Origin of the sequence: Actinomyces sp. HMSC065F12 (assembly GCF_001814535.1) — a bacterium.
GTDB classification, from domain to species: Bacteria; Actinomycetota; Actinomycetes; order Actinomycetales; family Actinomycetaceae; genus Pauljensenia; species Pauljensenia radingae_A.
In genome coordinates this window covers 45,812-67,206 of the sequence record NZ_KV816968.1, presented here as the reverse complement: position 1 = coordinate 67,206, position 21,395 = coordinate 45,812, and the positions used below count along the sequence as shown (strand labels likewise).

The window sequence follows — 21,395 nt, the reverse complement described above, 5'->3', positions numbered from 1 at the left end:
GCGTCGCTTTTCTCGAACCAAAATGGTCAAATAAACCTAGTTAGATGAACAGCTCGAACTAAGGAGATCACAATGGAATCGGTGAGCGCGCGACTGTCGCAGGCAGGATACGAACTTCCGGAAGTTGCAGCACCGGTTGCGGCCTATGTTCCGGCAGTTGAAGACCGCGGAGTGATTCGCACATCAGGCCAGCTGCCATTGGAGAACGGCGAGCTGTCCTGCATCGGTGCAGTCGGAGAGGACGGCGCAGACCCAGACGATGCTTACGAGGCAGCCCGCATCTGCGCGCTCAACGCGCTTGCGGCAGCAGCAAGCGTCGCCGGAGACGTCGACCGCCTGGCACGCGTCGTCAAAGTCACCGGTTTTGTATCTTCCCGCCCAAGCTTCACCGGCCAGGCTGGTGTTCTGAACGGGGCCTCTGACTTCTTCCAGGACATCTTCGGAACGCCTCACGCACGTTCTGCCGTCGGCGTAGCCGCGTTGCCGCTCAACGCGTCAGTCGAGGTGGAAGTCGAGTTCGCTCTGAATAACTGAACCCAGCCCACACGTCTTCCCGCCCAGGACGCCCCCTCGGTGTCAACGCGCACTAAGGTGAGAAAAGGGGATAGCGATGCACACGAATGCCACTGAATACCCACGCATTTTAGTCACAGGTTCCAGCGGATATGTGGGAAGCAACCTCGTGCCCACTTTGGAAGCACGAGGTTATGCCGTGCGTTGTTTCGATCAGGTGGCACCTGCCAGTGGTACGCAGGGCGCCCTCGTTCATGATGGTGTGTGCAGTGCGCAGCGAGAGTATGTCACCGGATCAGTGCTGGAACCCGCCCAGGTGGATGAGGCGATGCGCGGCGTTGATGGTGTCATTCACCTGGCGGCCGCCATCACCTTGAAGAAACGTGACCCGCAGGCGTGGAGGTTGAATTCGGCTGGACCCGGAGTCGTGGCCAGGTCGGCGCTGAAACACCACATCCGAATGGTTCACTGCTCGTCCGTGCATGCCCTCGACAATGCGACTAAAGGGGTCATCACTGAAAAGTCGCCGCCTGCCGGGCCTGACCGCCCGCTGTATGACCGCTCAAAGGCGGCAGGAAATCGAGCGGTGCGTCGACAGATCGCGCGTGGACTGGACGCGGTGGTGTGTATGCCGACCGGAATTATTGGGCCGACCGACCCGACACAGTCGCGCGTCAACGAAATCATTTTGGATGCTGCACGAGGCCGGGTACCTGCGGTCGTGGCTGGCGGCTTCGACTGGGTGGATGTACGCGATGTTGCCGGAGGGCTGATCGACGCCTTTGAGAAGGGCCAAACCTCGCAGCAGTACTTGTTGCCTGGCGTTCGAGCATCCATGTCGACACTGGTGCGAATCGCTTCCGCGCTCGCAGGACATTCGGGGCGTGCGGTGCCGGTATTTCCGTTGCGGTGGGTGGACTGGCTGGCTCCCGTGGGCGAAAAGATCGGATCGTGGGTCAATTCGGATATTTTCACATCGGCGTCACTGGGTGCCCTTGAGGATCTGCCACACGTTTCAGGCGCGAAAGCGCGCAACGAATGGGACTATCAGCCTCGGTCGCTGGCAGTGACCATTCGCGACTTGCTTGTCGACGTGGGAATCGACGTGGTGGATGATCCCGGTGCCATGGTGGAGATGCGCCGCGATCTTGAGGCGATGTAGTGCAGGTAATTGAGGAATTAGGCGAAACGTTCTCGGGGCTCATCGACAACCTGGGCAACAATCGCGTTGACTGCAAGCCGGGTGGACTCAACAAGGTCTACGTGTTCAGGATCGAGAAGCCACTGCGTCTGAATTCCGTCCATCGCTCCAATCAGCGCTGATGCCGCTGCACTTAGTCTGTCATCAGAAAAAACCTTGTCGGGGTACCATTGTTGGATGGCTTCGGCGATTTCTTCGCGCAGATTGTAGAAACGCTCAATGAAGTAATCCTTTGCCGGATGGCCATCGGTTACAGATTCGGCAGACAGGACTGCATAGGTTTGCACAACGCCAGGCCGCTTTGAATTAATCTGTACGGTTCTCATGAGATGCTTAAAGAGCTCTTCACCTTTGGGAACTTCTTCCCTATCGATTTCTTCCAGATCGGATTTGTCGCGAAATCGGACGACTTCAAGAAGCAGATTTGTCTTTGAACCGAAATGGTGAAGTATCCCTGAGTGCGTCATCCCGACTCGGTTGCCTATTTCCTGGAGTGAGCCATTGCGGTACCCATGCTCTCCAAAAACACTCATTGCGACTTTCAAGATCTCTCGTCGTGTGGTGGCGCGGTTGCCACGAGGACGTCGTGATGGCGATTCAGAGACTGACATGAAGACATCGTATCGCATTGGTAACACTTCGTCCGTAACTTACTGACTTGTCAGTAAGTTGTGTTAATCTAGCTCACACAAAGACGGAATGCGCATGACTTGCGTGAACTACTCGATCACTGGAGATCACAATGTCGACTTACGTTGGACTTCGGCGATACACGTCGGAACAGGATATTGACGCGAAGATCGGTGCTCTTGATCTTCGCTCCAAAGTTGGCCTGCTCACTGGTGAAACCACGTGGAGTCTGCCAGCGGAACCGACAATCGGCTTACGATCTGTTGTCATGTCGGATGGTCCGGTTGGCGTGAGAGGGACTGGCGGATCCGACGAAGAAACCTCACTCTTATTTCCCTCTCCCACATGTATGAGCGCAACCTGGGATGCGGATCTTTTGGAACAAGCCGGGCGCCTCATGGCGTACGAGGCGCGACGACACGGCGTGGACGTTATTCTTGCTCCGCTCGTGAATATTCAACGTACTCCCGTATCTGGTCGGCATTACGAAAACTTTTCGGAGGATCCATTTCTTGTATCCCGATCAGCAAATGCGATAATCCGCGGAATACAAAGCTGTGGTGTGGGCGTATGCGTGAAACACTACGTTGCCAATGATTCGGAAACTGAGAGAATCCGCTACATTTCGACCGTGGATCCAGCTGTATTGCGGGCAGTATATTTGGCTCCTTTTGAGCGCGCCCTCGAAGAGGTACAACCGGCATCAATCATGGCTGCATACAACGCCATTGATGATGGAGTGGAATCTAATCGCGCTACTGATCACCATCACTTGCTCACTGATGTACTCAAGAAAGAGCTTGGCTTTCAAGGACCGATTATTTCAGACTGGACCGCTACTTTAACGACAGAAGAATCTGCAAATGCAGGTCTTGACATTGTGATGCCCGGCCCTGACGGCCCATGGGGCGACCAACTTGTTCAGGCAGTGGAGAAAGGGAAAGTTGACGAGTCACTGATCGACGACAAAGTGCGTCGTCTGCTGAGATTGGCAGATCAAGTGGGTAAGTTGGGCGAACATGTACCTGCAAAACTGGAAGCCTCAGATCACACTGTCCTGCTTGACCTTGCCACCGCTGGGACAGTAGTTCTGAAAAACCATAATTCGGTCCCACTCAGTACGCCGCCCTCCTCACTGGCACTGATAGGCCCAAATGCAGTGGATGCGTACGTCCAGGGTGGGGGTTCTGCGCACGTGAATCCAGCACATGTTGTGTCCCCTGAAGAAGGAATGCATCGCGCATTTCCTGATGCGAAGATCACACTCGCACAGGGAGTGAATTCCAGGATCCACGCGCCGGCTCTATCTGCTGAAAGGCTAAGTGACCCGGCTGGGTGTCCAGGAGTGTTGGTTCGACAATATGACAAAGATGGGCACGAGCTATCAAGTGAAACGCAAGCGTGGAGGGGAAAAGTCCGCGACCTTGTCGACGGAGCAGAGACAATTCGCCTAACGGGAAACATCAATCTTCCCGAACATGGAACGCATCGTATTGGCCTGGGACATGTGGGTACACACCAGCTCACGTTGAACGGCAATCTTGTCGAGCAGTTTGAGCGCGAAGTGGGCGACGATGTTGTTCTTGATTCATCGATCAACCATCCGTTGACGAACTTGTTCGAGGTGGAGGGAGGCTCCTCAGTTACTTTTGATGCCCAATTCTCCGTAGTGCACTCATTGTGGGGAAACTTTGCCTTGGCCTATCTCCGGCATGAACTCCCCGGGCCGACAGATAACCAGAGGATTCAGGAATCGGTTCAAACGGCCAGAAAAGCTGACACTGTCATCGTCATGGTGGGAACGAATGACGATGTCGAATCTGAAGGATGGGATCGAACAAATCTGGATCTGCCTGGACGACAGAATGACCTAGTCAATGCAGTCCTGGATGTAGCCCCTGATGCGATCATTGTTGTCAATGCCGGTGCTCCTGTGTTGCTGCCATGGCTTGAAAGAGCTCGCACTGTGTTGTGGACCTGGTTCCCTGGAGAAGTATGTGGCGACGCACTTGCTGCGATTATGGCAGGGGAGAAAGAGCCATCTGGACGGCTACCTTGGACCCTTCCCTCCCGGGCAGAAGATGTGCCCATTCCCAATGCCATCCCGAACGATGAGTCACGCGTACTTTACTCAGAAGGACTGAATGTCGGCTACCGTTCCTTTGGCATGGAGTCCGGACGCGTACCCGCCTGCTCATTTGGTCATGGGTTGGGCTGGTCCACATGGGAGTATTCCAACGCAACGTGTGAACGATGCGACGATGGATGGACGCTCAGTGTCGACGTAAAAAACACGGGTACACGTGAGAGCAGGGAAGTGATCCAAGCGTATGCAGTTCCGACAAATCCGACCATTGCTCTGCCGAATTACTGGTTGATCGGCTACACCAAAGAAACTATTGCACCAGGAGGTCAAAACACCATCAAAGTAGAGATACCACGTCACACATTTAGAACATGGGATGACTCCGATCATCAATGGGTGAATGTACACGGAACCTATCGAATTCTAATTGGTAGGTCGGCTACAGACATTCGGGCACAAGTCATCTTGAATAACTGACTGATTCAAGCATTCATATCGATCACAGGAACCCATCAAGTGCAAGGAGGCACGCAATGAGATCGAAAAGAACACTGATGGCGCTGGTGGCATCGCTTGCAGGCGCTGCGCTGGTAGCTGGATGTGGTGGAGGAGCAGCAGGCGGCCAGTCTGGTCAGGCTGCCTCAGGCTCTAGCGCAGCTACTCAGGGCGGCGTAGCGCTCACAATTGGAAAGCCGGATGGAACTCAAACCAATAATTCCAATCCGTTTGTTGCCACGTCGTCAGGTCGTGTCATGGGCTACGTACAGGTTATTTATGAACCATTGGCCGATTTCAACGCAGTTAAACCGCAAGAAGACTTCAAGCCTCGTTTGGCAGAATCATGGGAATTCAGTGAGGACTACACGGAAGTCAAGATCAACGTTCGGCAAGGTGTGAAGTGGACCGATGGTGAAGACTTGACTGCCGATGACGTCGCCTATTCTTTCCAGATTCGGAAAGACAATGAAGCGTTGAACAGTGACGCCCTTCCCATTGGCGATATCGCGGTCGATGGAAATACCGTCACGATCAAATTCACTCGACCTGTGTTTGTCAATGCACAGAAAGTCCTAGGAACTTTTATTGTTCCTGAGCATATTTGGAAAGACATTGCAGATCCTGTTACCGACCTCAACCAAAATCCCGTGGGAACAGGCCCATTTGTTTTTGAATCCTGGTCAAATCAAGCCGTCATTTTGAAAGCTAATCCAGAGTATTGGAACGGAATGCCGAAAGTTCCTGAGCTTCGGTACACGTCCTATAATGATAACTCTGCGCTGACGACAGCACTGATAAAAGGTGACGCGCAATGGGGATGGACATTTATTGCCGACTACGAAAATGTGTATGTAGCCCCGGATCCTGACCATAACAAGGCGTGGTTTCCAACGAATCTGAGCGTCGATGCACTGTTCCTGAATACGACTAAAGCACCCTTTGACAACCCAGATTTACGTAAAGCAGTAGCAATGGTCATTGATCGGGATGCGATTTCGACACAGGCCTCTTCGGGCGTTTTCCCTGCAACAAAGTCAGTGACTGGCCTGCCGAGCCCCGCTGGTGATGAATTCCAAACTGCAAACTACAAAGGCAAGGAATACACGCCTGATATTGATGGTGCTAAGAAAGTCCTCATGGATGCGGGATATACATATAGCGGTGACAAATTGATGGATCCCTCAGGGAATCCGGTGACGTTCACACTTGCAGACCCTGCAGGATGGGCTGACTACCTGACTGCGTTGCAGATCATTTCTGAAAACGTCAAAGAAATCGGTATCGATGCAACAGTTGATGCCCCAAACGTTGATACATGGAATACCAACATCGCAACGGGGCAGTTCGATGCAATTCTGCACTGGACAGACTCAGGATCAACGCCGTGGAATATCTATTCCAACGTCATGGATGGACTGCAGCTCAAGCCATTGGGCGAAACTGCTGCTTGGAACTTCGGCCGCTACGACTCGCAAGAGGCAACGGACGCGCTGGCAGAATATGCGACTGCATCTTCAGATGATGCGCGTACGGCAGCGTTGGAAAAGATTCAACAGATTTTTGTTGATGAAGTGCCCGCTATTGTGACGACCGCCCGTCCGGCGCTTGCTGAGTACTCGACCAAGTACTACACAGGATGGCCCGATGAAGACAATCCCTACATGTCGCCGGACCCAACACAGCCAGGCGCAGCATTGATCTTGATGTCGCTTGAGCCTGTCAAGTAATCAAATTCGATATGCATGTTCTCATTGGAGATCGTGCGAAGCTAACGGTCTGCCGCACTTCTTCATGCGGAAGTGCGGCAGACGCTGGCCGCCCCTTCATCATGCTCTCAACCAATTGGTCCCGCCTGCAGCCTCCTACCAGCGTCACTGTATTTCATGTCAAGGAGATCGTCTGATATGCCAGCAACCGACATCACACGTCATGACCCTGTGATCGAAGCACGCAATCTCACTAAACACTTTCCTGTTCGCGGTATCGCCAATCGCGGCAAGTCCGTGCATGCAGTTGATGAGGTGAATCTATCAATTCATGCAGGTGAGGTAGTCGCCCTCGTCGGAGAATCCGGTTCCGGCAAATCAACGGTTGCCAAACTACTCTGCGCGCTTATAGGTAAGACGGACGGTGACATCCTTCTGGACAGGCATTCAATCCGAATTCGTGGGCGCCGCTCATATCGCAAACACGTTTCTGAGGTGCAGATGATTTTTCAGGATCCCTTCGCCTCTCTTAATGGAATCCACACAGTCCGCTACGTATTGTCGCGGGCAGTGAGAATTCACAACCGGCATCTGTCCAGATCTGAAGTTGACAAACGTGTTCTTGAGCTCTTGTCGCGAGTTCAGCTCAGCCCTCCAGAACGGTGGATCGACAAGTTTCCACACGAGCTTTCGGGAGGACAGCGTCAGAGGGTCTCTATCGCTCGCGCTCTAGCAGCTCATCCGAAAGTTCTTCTGGCCGATGAACCCATATCGATGCTTGATGTTTCGATCAGACTGGGAATATTGAACCTGTTGCAGTCCCTGCGCGACGACGATGGAATTGCCATCTTGTATATCACTCACGATGTGGCATCGGCACGCTACTTCGCCGACCGCACCATTGTGATGTATGCGGGGCGAATCGTTGAAGAGGGTCCTTCTGAAGACGTCACTCAAAATCCTCAACATCCTTACACACAGCTCCTCGTTTCCTCCGCACCTGACCCAGATCGCCTGGCTGAAGCAACGGAAGAGGACACAACCGGTGAGCCTCCCAACCTGATTACGCCGCCTCCAGGGTGCCGATTCCATCCTCGATGTCCTCTCGCCAAGGCGCAATGCTCCACAGAACTGCCACCATATGTGCCGGTTCATCGCCGAGATGGTCTCGCAGCATGCTGGTTACTTTCAGAGGAGGCATTATGAAACAGATCATTCGAAAGATCCTGTTTTACCTTTTTACTGCATGGGCGGCATTGACGATCAACTTCATTGTGCCGCGACTGATGCCTGGTGATCCTGTCCAATCTCTCATGACACGCTACCAAGGCAATCTGAGCACAGACGCCATCCAGTCATTGACGGTACTATTTGGCCTTGATAAGGAAACATCGCTGTGGGAACAATATGTCACCTATTTTCAACAGGTTTTTCGCGGTGATTTGGGCTTGTCCTTTACGTTCTTTCCCTCGCCAGTTATCAGCATCGTTGCACAATCCCTGCCCTGGACTATTGCACTGGTCGGTATTGCCACAGTTATCTCCTTTGTCCTTGGCTCAGCAATTGGAATGTATCTGGGATGGAGGCGAGGAACGTGGGCCGATTCGCTGATTCCGCTGACCACTTTCTTTTCTTCGGTGCCTTATTTTTGGATTGGGCTTCTTGCAATTGCACTACTCGCAGTAGCATGGCCTATCTTTCCTGCGTCCGGTGGATATGAGTCAGCACTGATCCCGGCATTTACATCGACATTTATCGGATCAGTGCTGTACCACGCGATACTGCCAGCTTTTACAATTGTTCTTTCATCTATTGCCGGATGGATACTCGGGATGCGCAACATGATGGTGACAGTTTCATCTGAGGACTACGTCACTGTTGCCCACGCAAAGGGCTTAAGCGAAGGTCGTGTCATGGTGGCGTATGCAGCACGTAACGCAGTTTTGCCTCAAATATCAGGGTTCGCATTATCCCTTGGTTTCGTAGTCTCGGGCACATTGGTCATGGAAATGGTGTTTTCCTATCCAGGCGTGGGATATGTGCTCTACCAGGCTGTTCAGTCCAAGGACTATCCACTGATGCAGGGAGTGTTCCTGGTGATCACGTTCTCAGTTCTGGTGGCGAACATCTTGGCAGACGTTGTTTATGCGTTCTTAGATCCCCGTATTAGGCAGGAGGCCTAAGAGATGACGATTCAACCGACAACAGAGGTGACCGAAGAGCAAGGCCTCGCTCCGGATCCGGTCACCAACGAGGGCAAGGTGGAGAGTGTCCGTGCGCCTAAACGAGTACGCTTTGTCTTCCTGCGTAACGCTAAGGCGGCAACTGGTGTAGGGATCCTGCTTTTCTTCTCCATACTTGCTGTCATTGGTCCGTGGATCGCTCCATATGATCCCAACAAACTGGGGCCAGACATTATGCAAGGCCCATCGGCGGCGCACTGGCTGGGCACGACAAACACCGGTCAAGATATTCTGTCGCAAATTCTTGTCGGGACGCGCGGTGTCATGATCGTTGGGTTTTCGGCTGGAATTATCGCCACTGCTCTTGCAGTACTCGTTGGCGTGACTGCAGGATTTGTCGGAGGAGTCGGAGACGATATCCTTTCAGCTCTATCAAATGTGTTCCTTGTGATTCCCGCGTTACCTCTGATCATCATTGTGACGGGGCAATTGCCAACGTCATCTGAATTCACGATTGCATTCGTGATTTCAATTACTGGTTGGGCGTGGGGAGCGCGTGTGCTACGTGCTCAGACGCTGTCGTTACGGCAAAGGGACTTCGTACAGGCGGCGCGCGCAAACGGCGAATCCATGCCACGAATCGTGTTATTTGAAGTCTTGCCGAATCTGACAGCGATTATTGCTTCATCTTTTGTCAATACCGTGAATGCGGCCGTTTTGTCAGAAGTGACGCTGGCATTCATTGGAGTGACGTCGATTTCGGATTGGAACTGGGGAACAATCCTGTTCTGGGCACAGTCGAACCAGGCGCTATTCAGAGGAGCATGGTGGTGGTTCGTTCCAGCCGGGTTGTGCATCGCCATGCTGGGAATGGCATTGGCATTAGTGAACTTCGGCATTGATGAATTCGTGAATCCTCGTTTGCGTTCGACAGGTATGAATGCGCGCACGTTGAGGAAACGCGGTATTCGACCAAGGATTGGATTCACCCCTGTTGCCGTGCCTGCCACGAATAAATCCGCGCGGCAACAGCGCTCACGGGCCGACGGCCACAAACGCTTACCTTCGGAAGAAGGAGGTCACAGATGAGGGATCATATGAGCGAAGCATCCGATGTTGTTCTCGATATTCGCGATCTATACGTTGATTATGGGTTTACAGAAAACCCAGTGAGTGTCCTGAAAGGCGTTTCACTGGAGCTACGACGTGGTGAAATCTTGGGCTTGGCGGGAGAATCCGGATGCGGAAAGTCAACGCTCGCGTACGCTGCGACTCGTTTGTTGCCACCGCCGGGGGTTATCGTCGGTGGCGAAGTGATCTTCACGGATCGAGACGGGACCCAGCGGAACCTGTTGCGACTGTCTGATTCGGAGCTTCGCCAAACACGCTGGGAGGACACTGCCATCGTTTTCCAGGGTGCGATGAACTCGCTCAATCCTGTTCACCGTGTTGGAGCACAGATTGCCGATGCGATTCATGCGCATCGACCTGGGGTGAGTCGACACCAGGCGTTGGTTCGAGCGCGCGAGCTGTTTGAGTTGGTGGGCATCTCTGCTGACCGTGTGATGTCGTTTCCGCACCAACTGTCAGGCGGCATGAGGCAACGCGCGATGATTGCAATGGCTTTGGCACTGGAGCCGCAGGTTCTGATCATGGATGAGCCGACGACAGCGCTTGACGTCGTCATGCAGCGCCAGATTCTGGGCCAAATCCTTAATTTGCGTGAAGAGCTCGACTTCTCAGTCATTTTCATCACGCATGATGTGTCGTTACTCATCGAAATGGCTGATCGCATTGCCATCATGTATGCCGGAGAAATAGTTGAAGAGGCTGGGGCCCAGGACATCTATCGACGTCCACGTCACCCCTACTCGAAAGCTCTGCTTGCATCGTTTCCACCTCTACACGGGCCGAGGCGTACATTGGGCGGAATTCCTGGAACTCCGCCGGACCTGTCACAAACAATTACTGGATGCCCTTTTGCCCCACGATGCGCTTACGCAATGGATCAGTGCCGTGAGAACGATCCGGAACTTCTCTTTCCCGTGATCTGTGGGCAGAAAGAAGACAGGCGCGTGGCGTGCCACCTTCATGATGGGAAATGCAGTCAGCAGGAGGCTCCTGCCGAGTTGACGAAAAAATAGTGGAAGGATCGCGAGCGACATCCGATGAGCTGCTAGCACGAATCCTTTTTCTGGCAAACGAGGAACGGCCACAGCACCACGTACCGCTCACCAGTGTGAGTGTCACGGTGACGTGATATCTGTGGCCGTTGCCCGTATCAGGTTCAGCTTGGGCATCACAACGCAGAAATGATTGCTTCGACTGAGGCTTTGGCATCACCGAAGAGCATGTGCGTGTTGTCCTTGAAGAACAACGGGTTCTGTACACCCGCATAGCCGGTCGCCATTGAACGTTTGAAGACGATGACATCGTGTGCGTCCCACACCTTTAGCACCGGCATTCCCGCAATCGGGGAGCCGGGCTGCTCGGCGGCAGGATTCACCGTGTCATTCGCGCCGATGACGAGGACGACGTCAACATCACCGAAATCATCGTTGACCTCATCCATTTCCATCACGATGTCGTAGGGAACCTTGGCTTCAGCCAGCAGCACGTTCATATGACCGGGCAGGCGACCTGCAACAGGGTGAATACCGAAGCGGACATCCACACCCGCCTCGCGCAGTCGCTTCGTCAGGTCCGCGACTGGATACTGTGCCTGAGCCACTGCCATGCCGTACCCGGGAGTGATCATGACGTGCTGCGCATCCGTCAACATCTCGGCGACACGCGCAGCGTCAATCTCGCGATATTCGCCTGTTTCGTCCGAGGCTGACGCAGTCGCACCTGTCGATCCGAAACCGCCCAGGATGACGGAGATGAACGAACGGTTCATCGCCTTGCACATGATGTAGGACAGGTACGCGCCGGAGGAGCCGACAAGCGCGCCAGTGATAATGAGCAGATCATTGTTGAGCATGAAGCCGGCCGCTGCCGCAGCCCACCCGGAATACGAGTTCAGCATGGACACGACAACGGGCATGTCTCCGCCGCCGATCGCGGCCACCAGGTGCACACCCAGTGCCAGCGCGATGAGAGTCATAATGATTAACGCTGCAATGCCAACTCCGGTGAAACCGTCCTGACGCACGAACAGTACCATCAGGATGAGGCAGACGACGATGGCAGCAAGGTTGATCCAGTTGCGCCCCGGAAGCATCAACGGTGCGCCCGAAATCTTCGCGGACAATTTGAGGTACGCGATGATTGAGCCGGTCAAGGTGACGGCACCGATGAAGATGCCCAGGAACACTTCACCGAGGTGGAATCCTCCCAGCAGAAGCGCATTGGCGTCGGGTGCCAGGTAGGAATTGAACCCCACCAGCACTGCTGCCAGGCCGACAAATGAGTGCAGCAATGCGATCAGTTCCGGCATGCCGGTCATCTCAACGTTGCGTGCCTTCCAGATGCCGATCACTGCGCCGATACTCATTGCCAGCGCAATCAGGATCGCGGTGACGACCACCCCGCGTGCCGGCTGCGACGTGAGAGCCAGGACTATGGTGGCGACCAGCGCAATCGCCATGCCGATGATGCCTGAATTGTTGCCACGTTGAGCCGTCTCATGACGGGACAGTCCGGCCAGCGCCAGGATGAAGAATATGGCGGCAACAATGTAGGCGAAAACAACGAAGTGTGAGACGAAGCCACCGGACAGGAGGTCGGCACCCGGAATATCAGCTGACATGAGGTCCTGGGAAAACGGTGTGACAAGGTTGGTGAACACGGTAAATCTGCCTCAGTCTTTCTTGAACATCGCGAGCATGCGGTGGGTGACTGTGAAGCCGCCGAAAATGTTGATCGACGCGACGAGTATGGCGGCAAAGGAAATGATCGTGACCAAAACGTTCGACGATCCGATCTGAAGCAGAGCGCCGACCAGGATGATGCCGGAAATCGCGTTCGTCACCGACATGAGCGGCGTATGCAACGAGTGCGTCACGTTCGTAATGACGTAGAACCCGACAACCACTGCAAGCGCCAGCACGATGTAATGGCTGGAGACCATCAGCGGTGACGTCAAAATCAACAGGGCGGCCAAGGCTATCGCCACGACAATTCCGATCACGCGGTTACGCTTATGGGACGCTTCCTTTCGTGACTCATCAGCCGCTCTGGCAGCGACTGCCGCCGGGTCTTCGCGCGGAGTCGGAGCAGGAGCCGCCGACACGTTGACCGGCGGCGGTGGCCACATCACGTCGCCCTCGTGCGTCACAGTGATGGAGCGAATGATCTCATCATCCATGTCCAGCGTGAGCTGACCATCCTTGTCGGGCGTGGCCAGACGCAGCAGATTCACAATGTTTTGCCCGTACAGCTGGGAGGATTGTGCTGGGAGTCTGCCCGCCAGGTCGGTCAGGCCGATAATGGTGACGCCACCTTCGGTTCGCACAATTTCCCCGGGTGACGTCAGTTCACAGTTACCGCCGTTGGCAGCTGCCATATCCACAATCACGCTGCCCGGACGCATCGCATCAATCGCGTCGGCACTGAGCAGGCGCGGAGCGGCACGCCCCGGAATGTTTGCTGTCGTGATGACAATGTCGGAGCAGGCAGCCTGTTCGGCGTACAGTATTTCAGCTGCGCGCGCCTGATCAGCGTCCATCTCCTTGGCATAACCGTCACTGGATTCCTGACGGCCCACCGGGATCGGAACGAATGTGGCTCCCATCGATTCAACCTGTTCGCCCACCTCGGGACGCACGTCGGTTGCGTAGACTTCAGCGCCCATGGAGTTGGCGGTGCCGATCGCTGCCAGACCGGCAACTCCCGCACCAATCACATAGATACGTGCCGGCGGCATTTTCCCGGCCGCGGTGACCTGACCGGTGAAGAGGCGGCCAAACTGATGAGCGGCCTCAACGACGGCTCGATATCCGGCAACATTGGCTTGGGAGGACAGGACATCCATCGCCTGAGCACGGGAAATTCTCGGCACGGTGTCCATAGCCAGCGCGGTGATGTTCGCCCTCGCCAATTCGTCGAGCAGTTCGGGGTGGCGCGCGGGTGCCAGGCGGGAAATCAGTGTTGCGCCCGACTGCATCGCCGCGATCTGCTCGCTTGTGGGGGCGTCGAGAGTGAGGACAATGTCGGCTCCCCACGCACCGCGGTCATCGACGAGGGTGGCTCCCGCATCTTCGAATAATGAATCAGGAAATTGAGCGGTTTGCCCAGCGCCTCGTTGTACGCACACGTCGAAACCCAGTTTCTTTAGCTTGGTGACGGTGTCAGGGGTGGCTGCGACAAGTGGCTGATCAGCATTGCTGGCTGGTACTCCGACGAGCACACGTACTCCTTTGTTCAAGCAGCGACTGTGCGATGCTCGTGGCACGCGCACAGAAAGGTGTTGTGAAGAAGGCACAGCGCAAAGTTGAGCGTTGCGCCGCATTCACGTCTTTATCGTATAGGTGGAAACCGTCATGCGCCGCATCTTTGATCTGCTAATGCGTCAAAAGCTGGAAAGTCGTGGTGGGCAACGATTACCGTTAAGACATGAATTACTTCGACGACGATGACGAATCAATGGACAAGGTGGACAACCTCGACGCGGTTGAAGCAGACATTTCAATTGCAGCGGACCTCGAATCCGTATGGAAAGCGGTCAGCGAGCCGGGCTGGTGGGTCAACGACGGGCCATTCGGCGACCATGAATTTGAGCGCGGCGAGGATGGCCTGTACCGTATCGAAGATCCGGATGCCGGTGCATGGCTGATCGAAAAGGAAGATGAAGATCCGATGGATCTCATTTCCTTCCGGTGGTACCCGCTGGCAGGGGACGAATTCCCTGAAGAACGCACCACGCGCGTGGAAGTATCACTGTCCGAGAAGGACGGCCAGGTACAGGTGCACGTCGAGGAATCAGATATTACATCCGTCAGCGATGACGAGGCTGAAGTGCGCCAGGCATGGGAAGACGCGCAGGGCACGTGGGATGTTGTCCTGCCGGCACTGAAGGCCTACCTGGAAGGTGCAGCCTGAGGCTGTGCCGCTGCGCCGCACACGAACTCAGTGCGCACCGCAGCGATGTTGGTACCTACTTGACGAGCAGGCGGTCGCTGATTCGCCCCTCCGGGTCAATCCACGGTTGAAAGTCGACGGCGCGCCCGTTGATGGTGAATGTGAACCGTCCTGTTTGCTGCACGTCGAGTTGATCAGCACCTGAGCGGCTGGCCACCTGGCAGAATTCCCGTATCTGCTGGCGTTCCGAATCTGTCAGCCAGCTATCTGGGTCAGAACATGAATGAACACCCATGACATGCCCGAGGTCCCGGGTGACGGCGTTGACCTGGTCAGAAAGCAGGGAGCCGCGTGTTCGCACGAATGCGACATCGGGATCTGGTGCCACCAGCGAGGTCAACCAGTATCGAGACAGCGCATTACGCAGCGCATTTCTGACGGCCGGACCACTTGGATCACGATGGCGTTCGGTGTTGTCCCAGTAGGGAGCCGTGTCGGGTCCCACTCGCATTCCATCAATCAGCCCTATAGACGATCCAATCAAAGCGCCAGACCCCATGATGTAGACATCTGGCACAGCTTGGCGAATCGTACGCAGACCCTGGCGGTAGGCTTCCTCTCGATCACAGTCCTGGTAACGGACTCCGGGGATGGCGGCACCATTGAGGAAATCGAGTTTGAAGTAGGTGAATCCCCAGCCGTGTGCGCGTTTCATGACGTTCGTCAGCCACTGCTGGGCACCGGGATGTGTGGTGTCGAGTCCGAAGTATGGTTCGCCCCAGTTATATCCGGCGTGAGCCAGTGTGCCATCGGCGTTATGAATGAAGTATTCGGGGTGTTCGCGTACGATCGGGGCACTGCTGCGGGCAATGAACGGCGCCATCCACAGACCCGGCCGCATGCCGGCGTTGTGAATGAGGGTGGCACAGTGGTCCATTCCGTGTTCAAAATCTGTGTTCGCCTGCCAGTCGCCAACTGTTTTCTCCCAGCCGTCGTCAATCTGCAGCACGCGATAGCCAGCTGCCTGCGCGTGCGGCACTTCGGTTTCAATAGTGTGTTCGGTGATTTCTTCGAACCAGGAGTACCACGATGACCACACAGGTCCGCAGTCCTGACGTGAATGAAATTCTGGAATCGAATCAGCCAGAGCGCGTGCATATGCGGCGAAGATTTCGCGTTCTTCCCCTATGCCGATCCACCAGGTCAGCTCGCTGTTGTCGTGCTCTGGATCCAGCGGGGCAGATGCGACCTGCTGACCGGTCACGGTGAAGACGCCGGTGCGGCCTCCCAGTGTTCCGACCACGATGACGCGATGCGTTGACGAGTCGACTGTCCACGCTGTCAGCAGGTAGGAGCGGTGGTCAGTTGTTGAATCGGTGGCGGGATCTTCCGCCGTCAGGAGGCGTTCGTCGTTGTCCCACACGCGCCACGGTTCGCGATCGGTGTACCACCATGCTGTCGGCGACCAGGAGTTGATGCCGTGGCGGTAAAACTCACTGATGGAGTGGCCATCAACGTCAATCCTCAGCGTGTCAGCGCGCAGCTGTGCTCCGGTGACACTGAGTTCGAGGGGTGACATGGATGGTGCGTTGAGGACGCAGGAAGTGGTGGTGGTTTTGAGACGCAAATGCATGGGAGTGCTTTCGGATGGCGAAGAAAGTGAGAAGGGGCAGGGAGTGCTGGAGGTAGGAGGAGACTGCAGGAGGGCAGGGTGACGTGGCAGTGGCAAGGTGCCGCCCGCAGATTGCGGGCGGCGGGCGGCACCTGGTGTTGCTGAGCGTATGCAGCTCAGCAGTGGTATCTGGTCCGACTATTGATCTGCAAGGATGCCGTTGATCGTGTCGTTCAGCTTCGGCAGAGCTTCAGCTGGGTCAACGCTTCCGCGCTCGATCTGTTCGATGACGGTGTCTGCCTCACTGTTGATTTCATCAGCCTTGAAGGTGATGGGGTAGTACGACAGTGATGACGGATCCTTTGTGATGTCAATGTATGCGGAGACATCCACTCCGTTGGCTTCGTGAGCCTTGGCAGCTGCTTCAGACTGCGACGTGATGGACGGGAAGACCACTGCTTCCTTGGCGATGACGGACTGGCAGTCTTCCGATGTCAGGTACTGAACCCACTGGAATGCCTGATCCTTGTGAGTGGAGGATGCCATGATCGATGGTGCAATGCCGTTGATGATGGTCTTGCGGCCTTCTGGTCCCTTCGGCAGCGGTGCGAACTTGAAATCGCCTGCCTCGGAGTTTGCCCAGGTGTTGATGCGCCATGAGCCGTCTGGGATCAGGGCAGCTTTGTTCTGCTCCATCATCGGTTCGAGGCCGAGGTTGCCGGCCTGTTCAAGCGGAGTGACGTAGCCTGCTTCAATCTGCTTCTGCCACCAGGTGAGAGCCTCGATCAGTTTGGGATCGTTCATCTGGTACTGAGTGCCGAACGGGTTCTTGTCGAGGTATTGGAAGCCGTTTGAGAGCGCCAGCCATGACCATGGGCCCTGGCCGACAACGCCGCCACCGCTTTCAAGTCCCCATCCGTATGTGGCAACTTTGGTCTTGTCAAAGTCGGCCTCGTCGCCACGCACACCATTTTCGTCGATGGTCAGATGAGCGATGAGTTTGCCGAATGAACCGCCGTCCTGCGGGTTCCAGTCCAGGTCCTTCAGGGATTCGGGATCAATCCCGGCGTCTTCAACATCTTTGGCGTTGTACACCAGTGCGATTGTGTCCCAGTCCTGCGGAATGCCGAAGGTCTTGCCGTCGTAATCCCACAGGGAGGCAAGGTTGCCGGTGTACTGGCTCATGTCGATCTGTGCCTTGTCAATGTACGGCTTGAGATCCTCGAGGGCGCCCTTGGATGCGAGCTCCGGGTAGTGCGCAACGTGGTTTGTGATCACATCGGGAGCTGTTCCTGAGGAAATGGCAACTGACAGGTTCTGCCAGTAGTCATCCCAGCCTTTCTGGTCAATGGTGACCTTGATGCCGGTCTTCTCCGTAAAGTCGGCTGCGCACTTTTCGTATGCCGGCTTCTGGTTTGGATCCCACAGGCTGTAGGTGATTCCCTGTGAATCCGATTCGCCGGACATGCCGGCTGCACCGGAGGTACCTTCGTCTGTCAGTTCGGCAGGTGTGCAGGCGCTCAGTGCCAGTGCGGCCATTGCTGCCGCACATGTTGAGGCGACTACTTTCTTCATCATCTTCTCCTTTGAAATTGTGTTGGAAAAAATTTTGCGGAACGTCAAAAGGTTTGTGTTACTTAGCGGACGTCAGACCGATTGATCCGACAAGCTTGCGACCCAGCAGGATGAGCACCAGCAGCATCGGAAGAGTCTGCAGGGTGGCAGCAGCCATCAGCCCGGCCCAGTCGGGGCGCGTGGAAGGCGATGCCTGCTGGAAAACGGCCAGCGCAACGTTAAGCAGTCGTACTGCGTGCTTTTGTGCGACCAGTTGCGGCCACAGATACTCATTCCATGCGAAGACCGCCTGGATGATGGCGATCGTGGTCAGGGGTGCGGATGCCATTGGCGCGATGATCTGGACGAATGTACGCCAGTGCCCGGCACCATCCAGCGTTGCCGCCTCTTCAACTTCACGCGGAATGGACAGGAAGAACTGGCGCAGGAAGAAGATCGCGAACGGGCTGATGAAGAAATAGGGTGCCAGCAGGCCGGTGAACGTGTTGAGCAGACCGGCGTTCTTGATCAGGATGAAGTTGGGCAGCACGATGAAGATTGGTGGAATCATCATGCCGGTCAGGAACAGGGCGAACAGCGCGTTTTGGAAGGGGAAACGCAGGCGTGAAAATGCGTATGCCGCCATCGCGGAGGTCGTGACCTGGCCAACCACCAGCAGAGCCGTGAAAATTACGGAGTTACGCAGGTAGAGCCAGAAGTACATGGTTGCTCCGGATCCGCCTGCAGCGAGGTCCTCTTTTGGTGTTGCCAGACCGAGGACGCGTTTGAAGTTGATCCACGTTGATTGCTGTGGAATCAGTGAGTAGTCGCCGTTGAAGATCTGCGCATTTGGGGTGAACGCCGTGCGGATCATCCACACGAACGGCACCAGTGTAATGAAGAGCAGGATAATCAGGGCGATCCATCCGGCAACGAGACCCGGGCGAATGGGGCGGCGATTCTTCTTCGCAGCCCTGCTGGCCTGCGTGTCAGTGTGATCAGCTTTTCGAGACAGTGACGTCATGACTTCACCCCAGATCCGTTTCGGTTGCGCGGGTGACGCGCAGCTGAACCAGCGTCATCAGCAAGATGATGAGCAGCAGCACCACAGCCATGGCTGCTGCGTATCCCATCTGGCCTTGCTGGAACGCTTTTTCGTAGATGTAGAAGTAGATCACGCGCGTCGAGTTAACAGGTCCGCCTTTCGTTGCCACGGCCACGGTGTCAAAGATCTGGAATGACCCGATGGTGGAGACCACCACGACCATGACCAGAATGGGTCGGATCAGCGGCAGTGTGATGGAGAAGAATGTGCGCCATGTGGAGGAACCGTCAATTTCAGCAGCCTCGTACACCATGGTCGGAATGATCTGCATGCCCGCGAATATCAGTAACGCGGTGTAGCCCATATTGCGCCACGAATTGACGAGGGCGACGGTGTAGATCGCGATGTCAGGGTTAGAGTAGAAAGCGATCGGACCGACATTGAGATAGGACAGCATGTGGTTGAGCAGTCCAACGTTGGGATCGAGGACGAACAAGGTGATCACTGCGATCGTCACGTTGGGAACAAGCCAGGGGACGAGCAGCAGGGATCGGATCAGGGTTGAATGCGAGATCCGCTGCATCAGGGTGGCGATAGCCAGGCCCAGAGCTGTCTGCGTGGAAATATTGACGACCACGTAGATCGCGGTCACGACCAGTGCATGACCGAAGTGATGGTCGCCGATGAGTTTGCGGTAGTTGTCAAAACCGACCCAATGAGGCGTGCTGATCATGTCCCAGTCGGTGAACGAAATCTGCAGGCCGCGGATCATGGGCCACAGGTAGAACAGCAGGAAGCCGAAAATGGCAGGTGCCAGGAATACGAGCGCAACCGGAACATCGCGCAGTTTGCGTGAATGCCGGTGCGTCTGTGCGGGTGAATGCGCGCCCTTGCTTTGTACAGTAGTGCTCATGAGGTCCTTCGTCTTTGAGCCCTCGACGGGTTGAACAGTTACTATTATTAGGTTACTTTCTTTAATAAGTCAATGTGATGGAGAGAGAGTCGTGTATGCCTGCTCCTAAACGCCTTCAGCGGCGCGCGAATATGGCGCGTGTTTTGCGTTACTGCCTTGAGAGTCCGCGCACTCTCAGCGACATTGCTCAGCAGTGCAGCATCACCCGCCCCGCAGCGGAATCAGTTGTCAGCGACCTCGCGGATCTGGGATGGATTACCGAGGTCGCCCCTCCGCAGGGATTCACATCATTGGGACGCCCCGCAGCGTTCTACGGAATGGCTACCGATGCCGGCCACGTCCTTTCCCTCGATATTGGAGCCCACCACATCACTGCGATGTCTGCTGATCTTTCAGGCAAGATCCTGGATGAACGAAGCATCAACATTGATGAAGACTGCTCTGCCGATACGCGTATCGACGTAGCTGTTGACCTGACGAACGAGGTGCGCGAACACACCACCTGTGGGACAGCATGGACCTGCGCTGTCGCTTCGCCAGGGGTTCAGCATGATGGACGTGTGGTCTACTTCGGGGGTGAAGGCATGCCCGGTTGGCAGGGACTGGCACTTGATCAGATTTTCAGCGACAGACTTGGTGTGCGCGTGCGAACAGCTGGAGACTGTGCGCTGGGTGCCCGTGGCGAATCCTGGAAAGGCGCTGCCAGCCAGTATTCCGATGTCGTCTTTATCCTGGCGGGGCGTCGTACCGGTGCTGCGAGTGTCATCGACGGTCGTGTGCGTGAAGGCCTCATGGGCAGCGCCGGTCTGATTGGTGAACTCCCGTGCATTCGCTGGAAAGACCTTGAATCGGAAACATTCGTGTCGCACCGATTTGCGGGCCGTACACCCACGCGAGAAGAGCTGTTCGAAGGAGCCCTGGTCGCTCATGACGGTGACGCTGATTACCAAGGCGCAATAGCTGAATACGCACACATTCTTGCGCAGGGAACTGCTGCGATGATTCTTGCTATTGCTCCGCAATGCGTGGTGATCGGCGGGCAGTTTGCGCGATACGCGTCCCTGTTTTACGACCAACTAGTTGACGACCTCACCGACCTATGTCCTTTCATGCCCCATGTCGCAGCCTCCACACTGGGCAGACGCGCCGTCGCATTGGGAGGAATTCGACTCGGCCTTGATGACATTTTTGACCAGATCACTCGTCTCGTCACGCACGCCGACTATTTTCCGTCAATTTCGCCGAATACGCTGTGGAAGTAACTCAACAGAGCCAGCACGTACTATACTCACGTTTACTGCCACGGGAGCCCAGTTGTGCTGGGTTGAGAGGAGGGGGAACAAGGCCCCTCGACCGTTGAACCTGATCCGGGTTAAAACCGGCGAAGGAAGGCTCTCTTCTCGTGCGCGTCTTCAAGGTCATACACGAGAAAG

The 21,395-nt window shown here is 55.4% G+C and carries 17 protein-coding genes and 1 riboswitch; of the genes, 10 read left to right on the top strand and 7 right to left on the bottom strand.

Features of this window, described 5'->3' with window-relative positions; translation table 11 throughout:
• Positions 1–72 precede the first annotated feature (72 nt).
• Both HMPREF2975_RS04570 and HMPREF2975_RS04565 read left to right on the top strand, forming a co-directional pair.
• Positions 73–534, top strand: coding sequence for a RidA family protein (locus tag HMPREF2975_RS04570; protein ID WP_070726036.1), 462 nt, complete (start codon positions 73–75; stop codon positions 532–534).
• Positions 535–610: 76 nt separating this feature from the next.
• On the top strand, positions 611–1,675 hold the full coding sequence (locus HMPREF2975_RS04565) for an NAD-dependent epimerase/dehydratase family protein (RefSeq protein ID WP_070726034.1): 1,065 nt from the start codon (positions 611–613) through the stop codon (positions 1,673–1,675).
• Between the two features lie 17 nt (positions 1,676–1,692).
• On the opposite strand, the gene HMPREF2975_RS04560 is transcribed toward HMPREF2975_RS04565, so the two are convergent.
• Positions 1,693–2,325 carry a TetR/AcrR family transcriptional regulator gene (locus HMPREF2975_RS04560; protein WP_070726171.1) on the bottom strand — a complete coding sequence of 211 codons (633 nt, stop codon included), beginning with the start codon at positions 2,323–2,325 and terminating at the stop codon, positions 1,693–1,695.
• Between the two features lie 131 nt (positions 2,326–2,456).
• Here HMPREF2975_RS04560 and HMPREF2975_RS04555 point away from each other — a divergent pair, with 131 nt between their 5' ends.
• From HMPREF2975_RS04555 to HMPREF2975_RS04530, 6 genes are all read left to right on the top strand, one after another.
• Positions 2,457–4,907 carry a beta-glucosidase family protein gene (locus tag HMPREF2975_RS04555; protein ID WP_070726032.1) on the top strand — a complete coding sequence of 817 codons (2,451 nt, stop codon included), beginning with the start codon at positions 2,457–2,459 and terminating at the stop codon, positions 4,905–4,907.
• 56 nt (positions 4,908–4,963) lie between these two features.
• A complete protein-coding gene (locus tag HMPREF2975_RS04550; RefSeq protein ID WP_070726030.1) occupies positions 4,964–6,655 on the top strand; it encodes an ABC transporter substrate-binding protein in 1,692 nt (563 codons plus the stop codon).
• Between the two features lie 177 nt (positions 6,656–6,832).
• Positions 6,833–7,840, top strand: coding sequence for an ABC transporter ATP-binding protein (locus tag HMPREF2975_RS04545; protein WP_070726028.1), 1,008 nt, complete (start codon positions 6,833–6,835; stop codon positions 7,838–7,840).
• Positions 7,837–8,817, top strand: coding sequence for an ABC transporter permease (locus HMPREF2975_RS04540; RefSeq protein ID WP_070726026.1), 981 nt, complete (start codon positions 7,837–7,839; stop codon positions 8,815–8,817). Before HMPREF2975_RS04545 ends, HMPREF2975_RS04540 begins: the two co-directional genes overlap by 4 nt.
• Positions 8,818–8,820: 3 nt before the next feature.
• On the top strand, positions 8,821–9,906 hold the full coding sequence (locus HMPREF2975_RS04535; RefSeq protein WP_083314401.1) for an ABC transporter permease: 1,086 nt from the start codon (positions 8,821–8,823) through the stop codon (positions 9,904–9,906).
• A complete protein-coding gene (locus HMPREF2975_RS04530) occupies positions 9,903–10,961 on the top strand; it encodes an ABC transporter ATP-binding protein (RefSeq protein WP_083314400.1) in 1,059 nt (352 codons plus the stop codon). The genes HMPREF2975_RS04535 and HMPREF2975_RS04530 overlap by 4 nt, the downstream gene beginning before the upstream one ends.
• A 155-nt stretch (positions 10,962–11,116) precedes the next feature.
• Here HMPREF2975_RS04530 and pntB read toward each other — a convergent pair whose 3' ends face one another.
• Together pntB and HMPREF2975_RS04520 are read right to left on the bottom strand one after the other, a co-directional pair.
• Positions 11,117–12,568, bottom strand: a complete 1,452-nt coding sequence (gene pntB / locus HMPREF2975_RS04525; RefSeq protein ID WP_083314419.1) for a Re/Si-specific NAD(P)(+) transhydrogenase subunit beta — start codon at positions 12,566–12,568, stop codon at positions 11,117–11,119.
• Between the two features lie 51 nt (positions 12,569–12,619).
• Positions 12,620–14,167, bottom strand: coding sequence for a Re/Si-specific NAD(P)(+) transhydrogenase subunit alpha (locus HMPREF2975_RS04520; RefSeq protein WP_070726020.1), 1,548 nt, complete (start codon positions 14,165–14,167; stop codon positions 12,620–12,622).
• Between the two features lie 206 nt (positions 14,168–14,373).
• Between HMPREF2975_RS04520 and HMPREF2975_RS04515 the strand changes: the two genes are divergently transcribed.
• On the top strand, positions 14,374–14,859 hold the full coding sequence (locus HMPREF2975_RS04515; RefSeq protein WP_058237627.1) for an SRPBCC domain-containing protein: 486 nt from the start codon (positions 14,374–14,376) through the stop codon (positions 14,857–14,859).
• A 55-nt stretch (positions 14,860–14,914) separates the two neighbouring features.
• Here HMPREF2975_RS04515 and HMPREF2975_RS04510 read toward each other — a convergent pair whose 3' ends face one another.
• The 4 genes from HMPREF2975_RS04510 to HMPREF2975_RS04495 form a co-directional block, all read right to left on the bottom strand.
• Positions 14,915–16,417: a glycoside hydrolase family 36 protein gene (locus HMPREF2975_RS04510; protein ID WP_193599988.1), complete on the bottom strand. Its 1,503-nt coding sequence runs from the start codon at positions 16,415–16,417 to the stop codon at positions 14,915–14,917.
• Positions 16,418–16,648: 231 nt separating this feature from the next.
• Positions 16,649–18,028, bottom strand: coding sequence for an ABC transporter substrate-binding protein (locus tag HMPREF2975_RS04505; RefSeq protein ID WP_082628634.1), 1,380 nt, complete (start codon positions 18,026–18,028; stop codon positions 16,649–16,651).
• Positions 18,029–18,083: 55 nt separating this feature from the next.
• Positions 18,084–19,028, bottom strand: a complete 945-nt coding sequence (locus HMPREF2975_RS04500; protein WP_082628635.1) for a carbohydrate ABC transporter permease — start codon at positions 19,026–19,028, stop codon at positions 18,084–18,086.
• Positions 19,029–19,032: 4 nt separating this feature from the next.
• Positions 19,033–19,962: a carbohydrate ABC transporter permease gene (locus HMPREF2975_RS04495; protein WP_058237630.1), complete on the bottom strand. Its 930-nt coding sequence runs from the start codon at positions 19,960–19,962 to the stop codon at positions 19,033–19,035.
• Positions 19,963–20,057: 95 nt separating this feature from the next.
• Here HMPREF2975_RS04495 and HMPREF2975_RS04490 point away from each other — a divergent pair, with 95 nt between their 5' ends.
• Positions 20,058–21,224, top strand: coding sequence for an ROK family protein (locus HMPREF2975_RS04490; protein ID WP_058237631.1), 1,167 nt, complete (start codon positions 20,058–20,060; stop codon positions 21,222–21,224).
• A gap of 30 nt (positions 21,225–21,254) precedes the next feature.
• Positions 21,255–21,369: riboswitch (TPP riboswitch) on the top strand.
• The last annotated feature ends 26 nt before the right edge of the window (positions 21,370–21,395 follow it).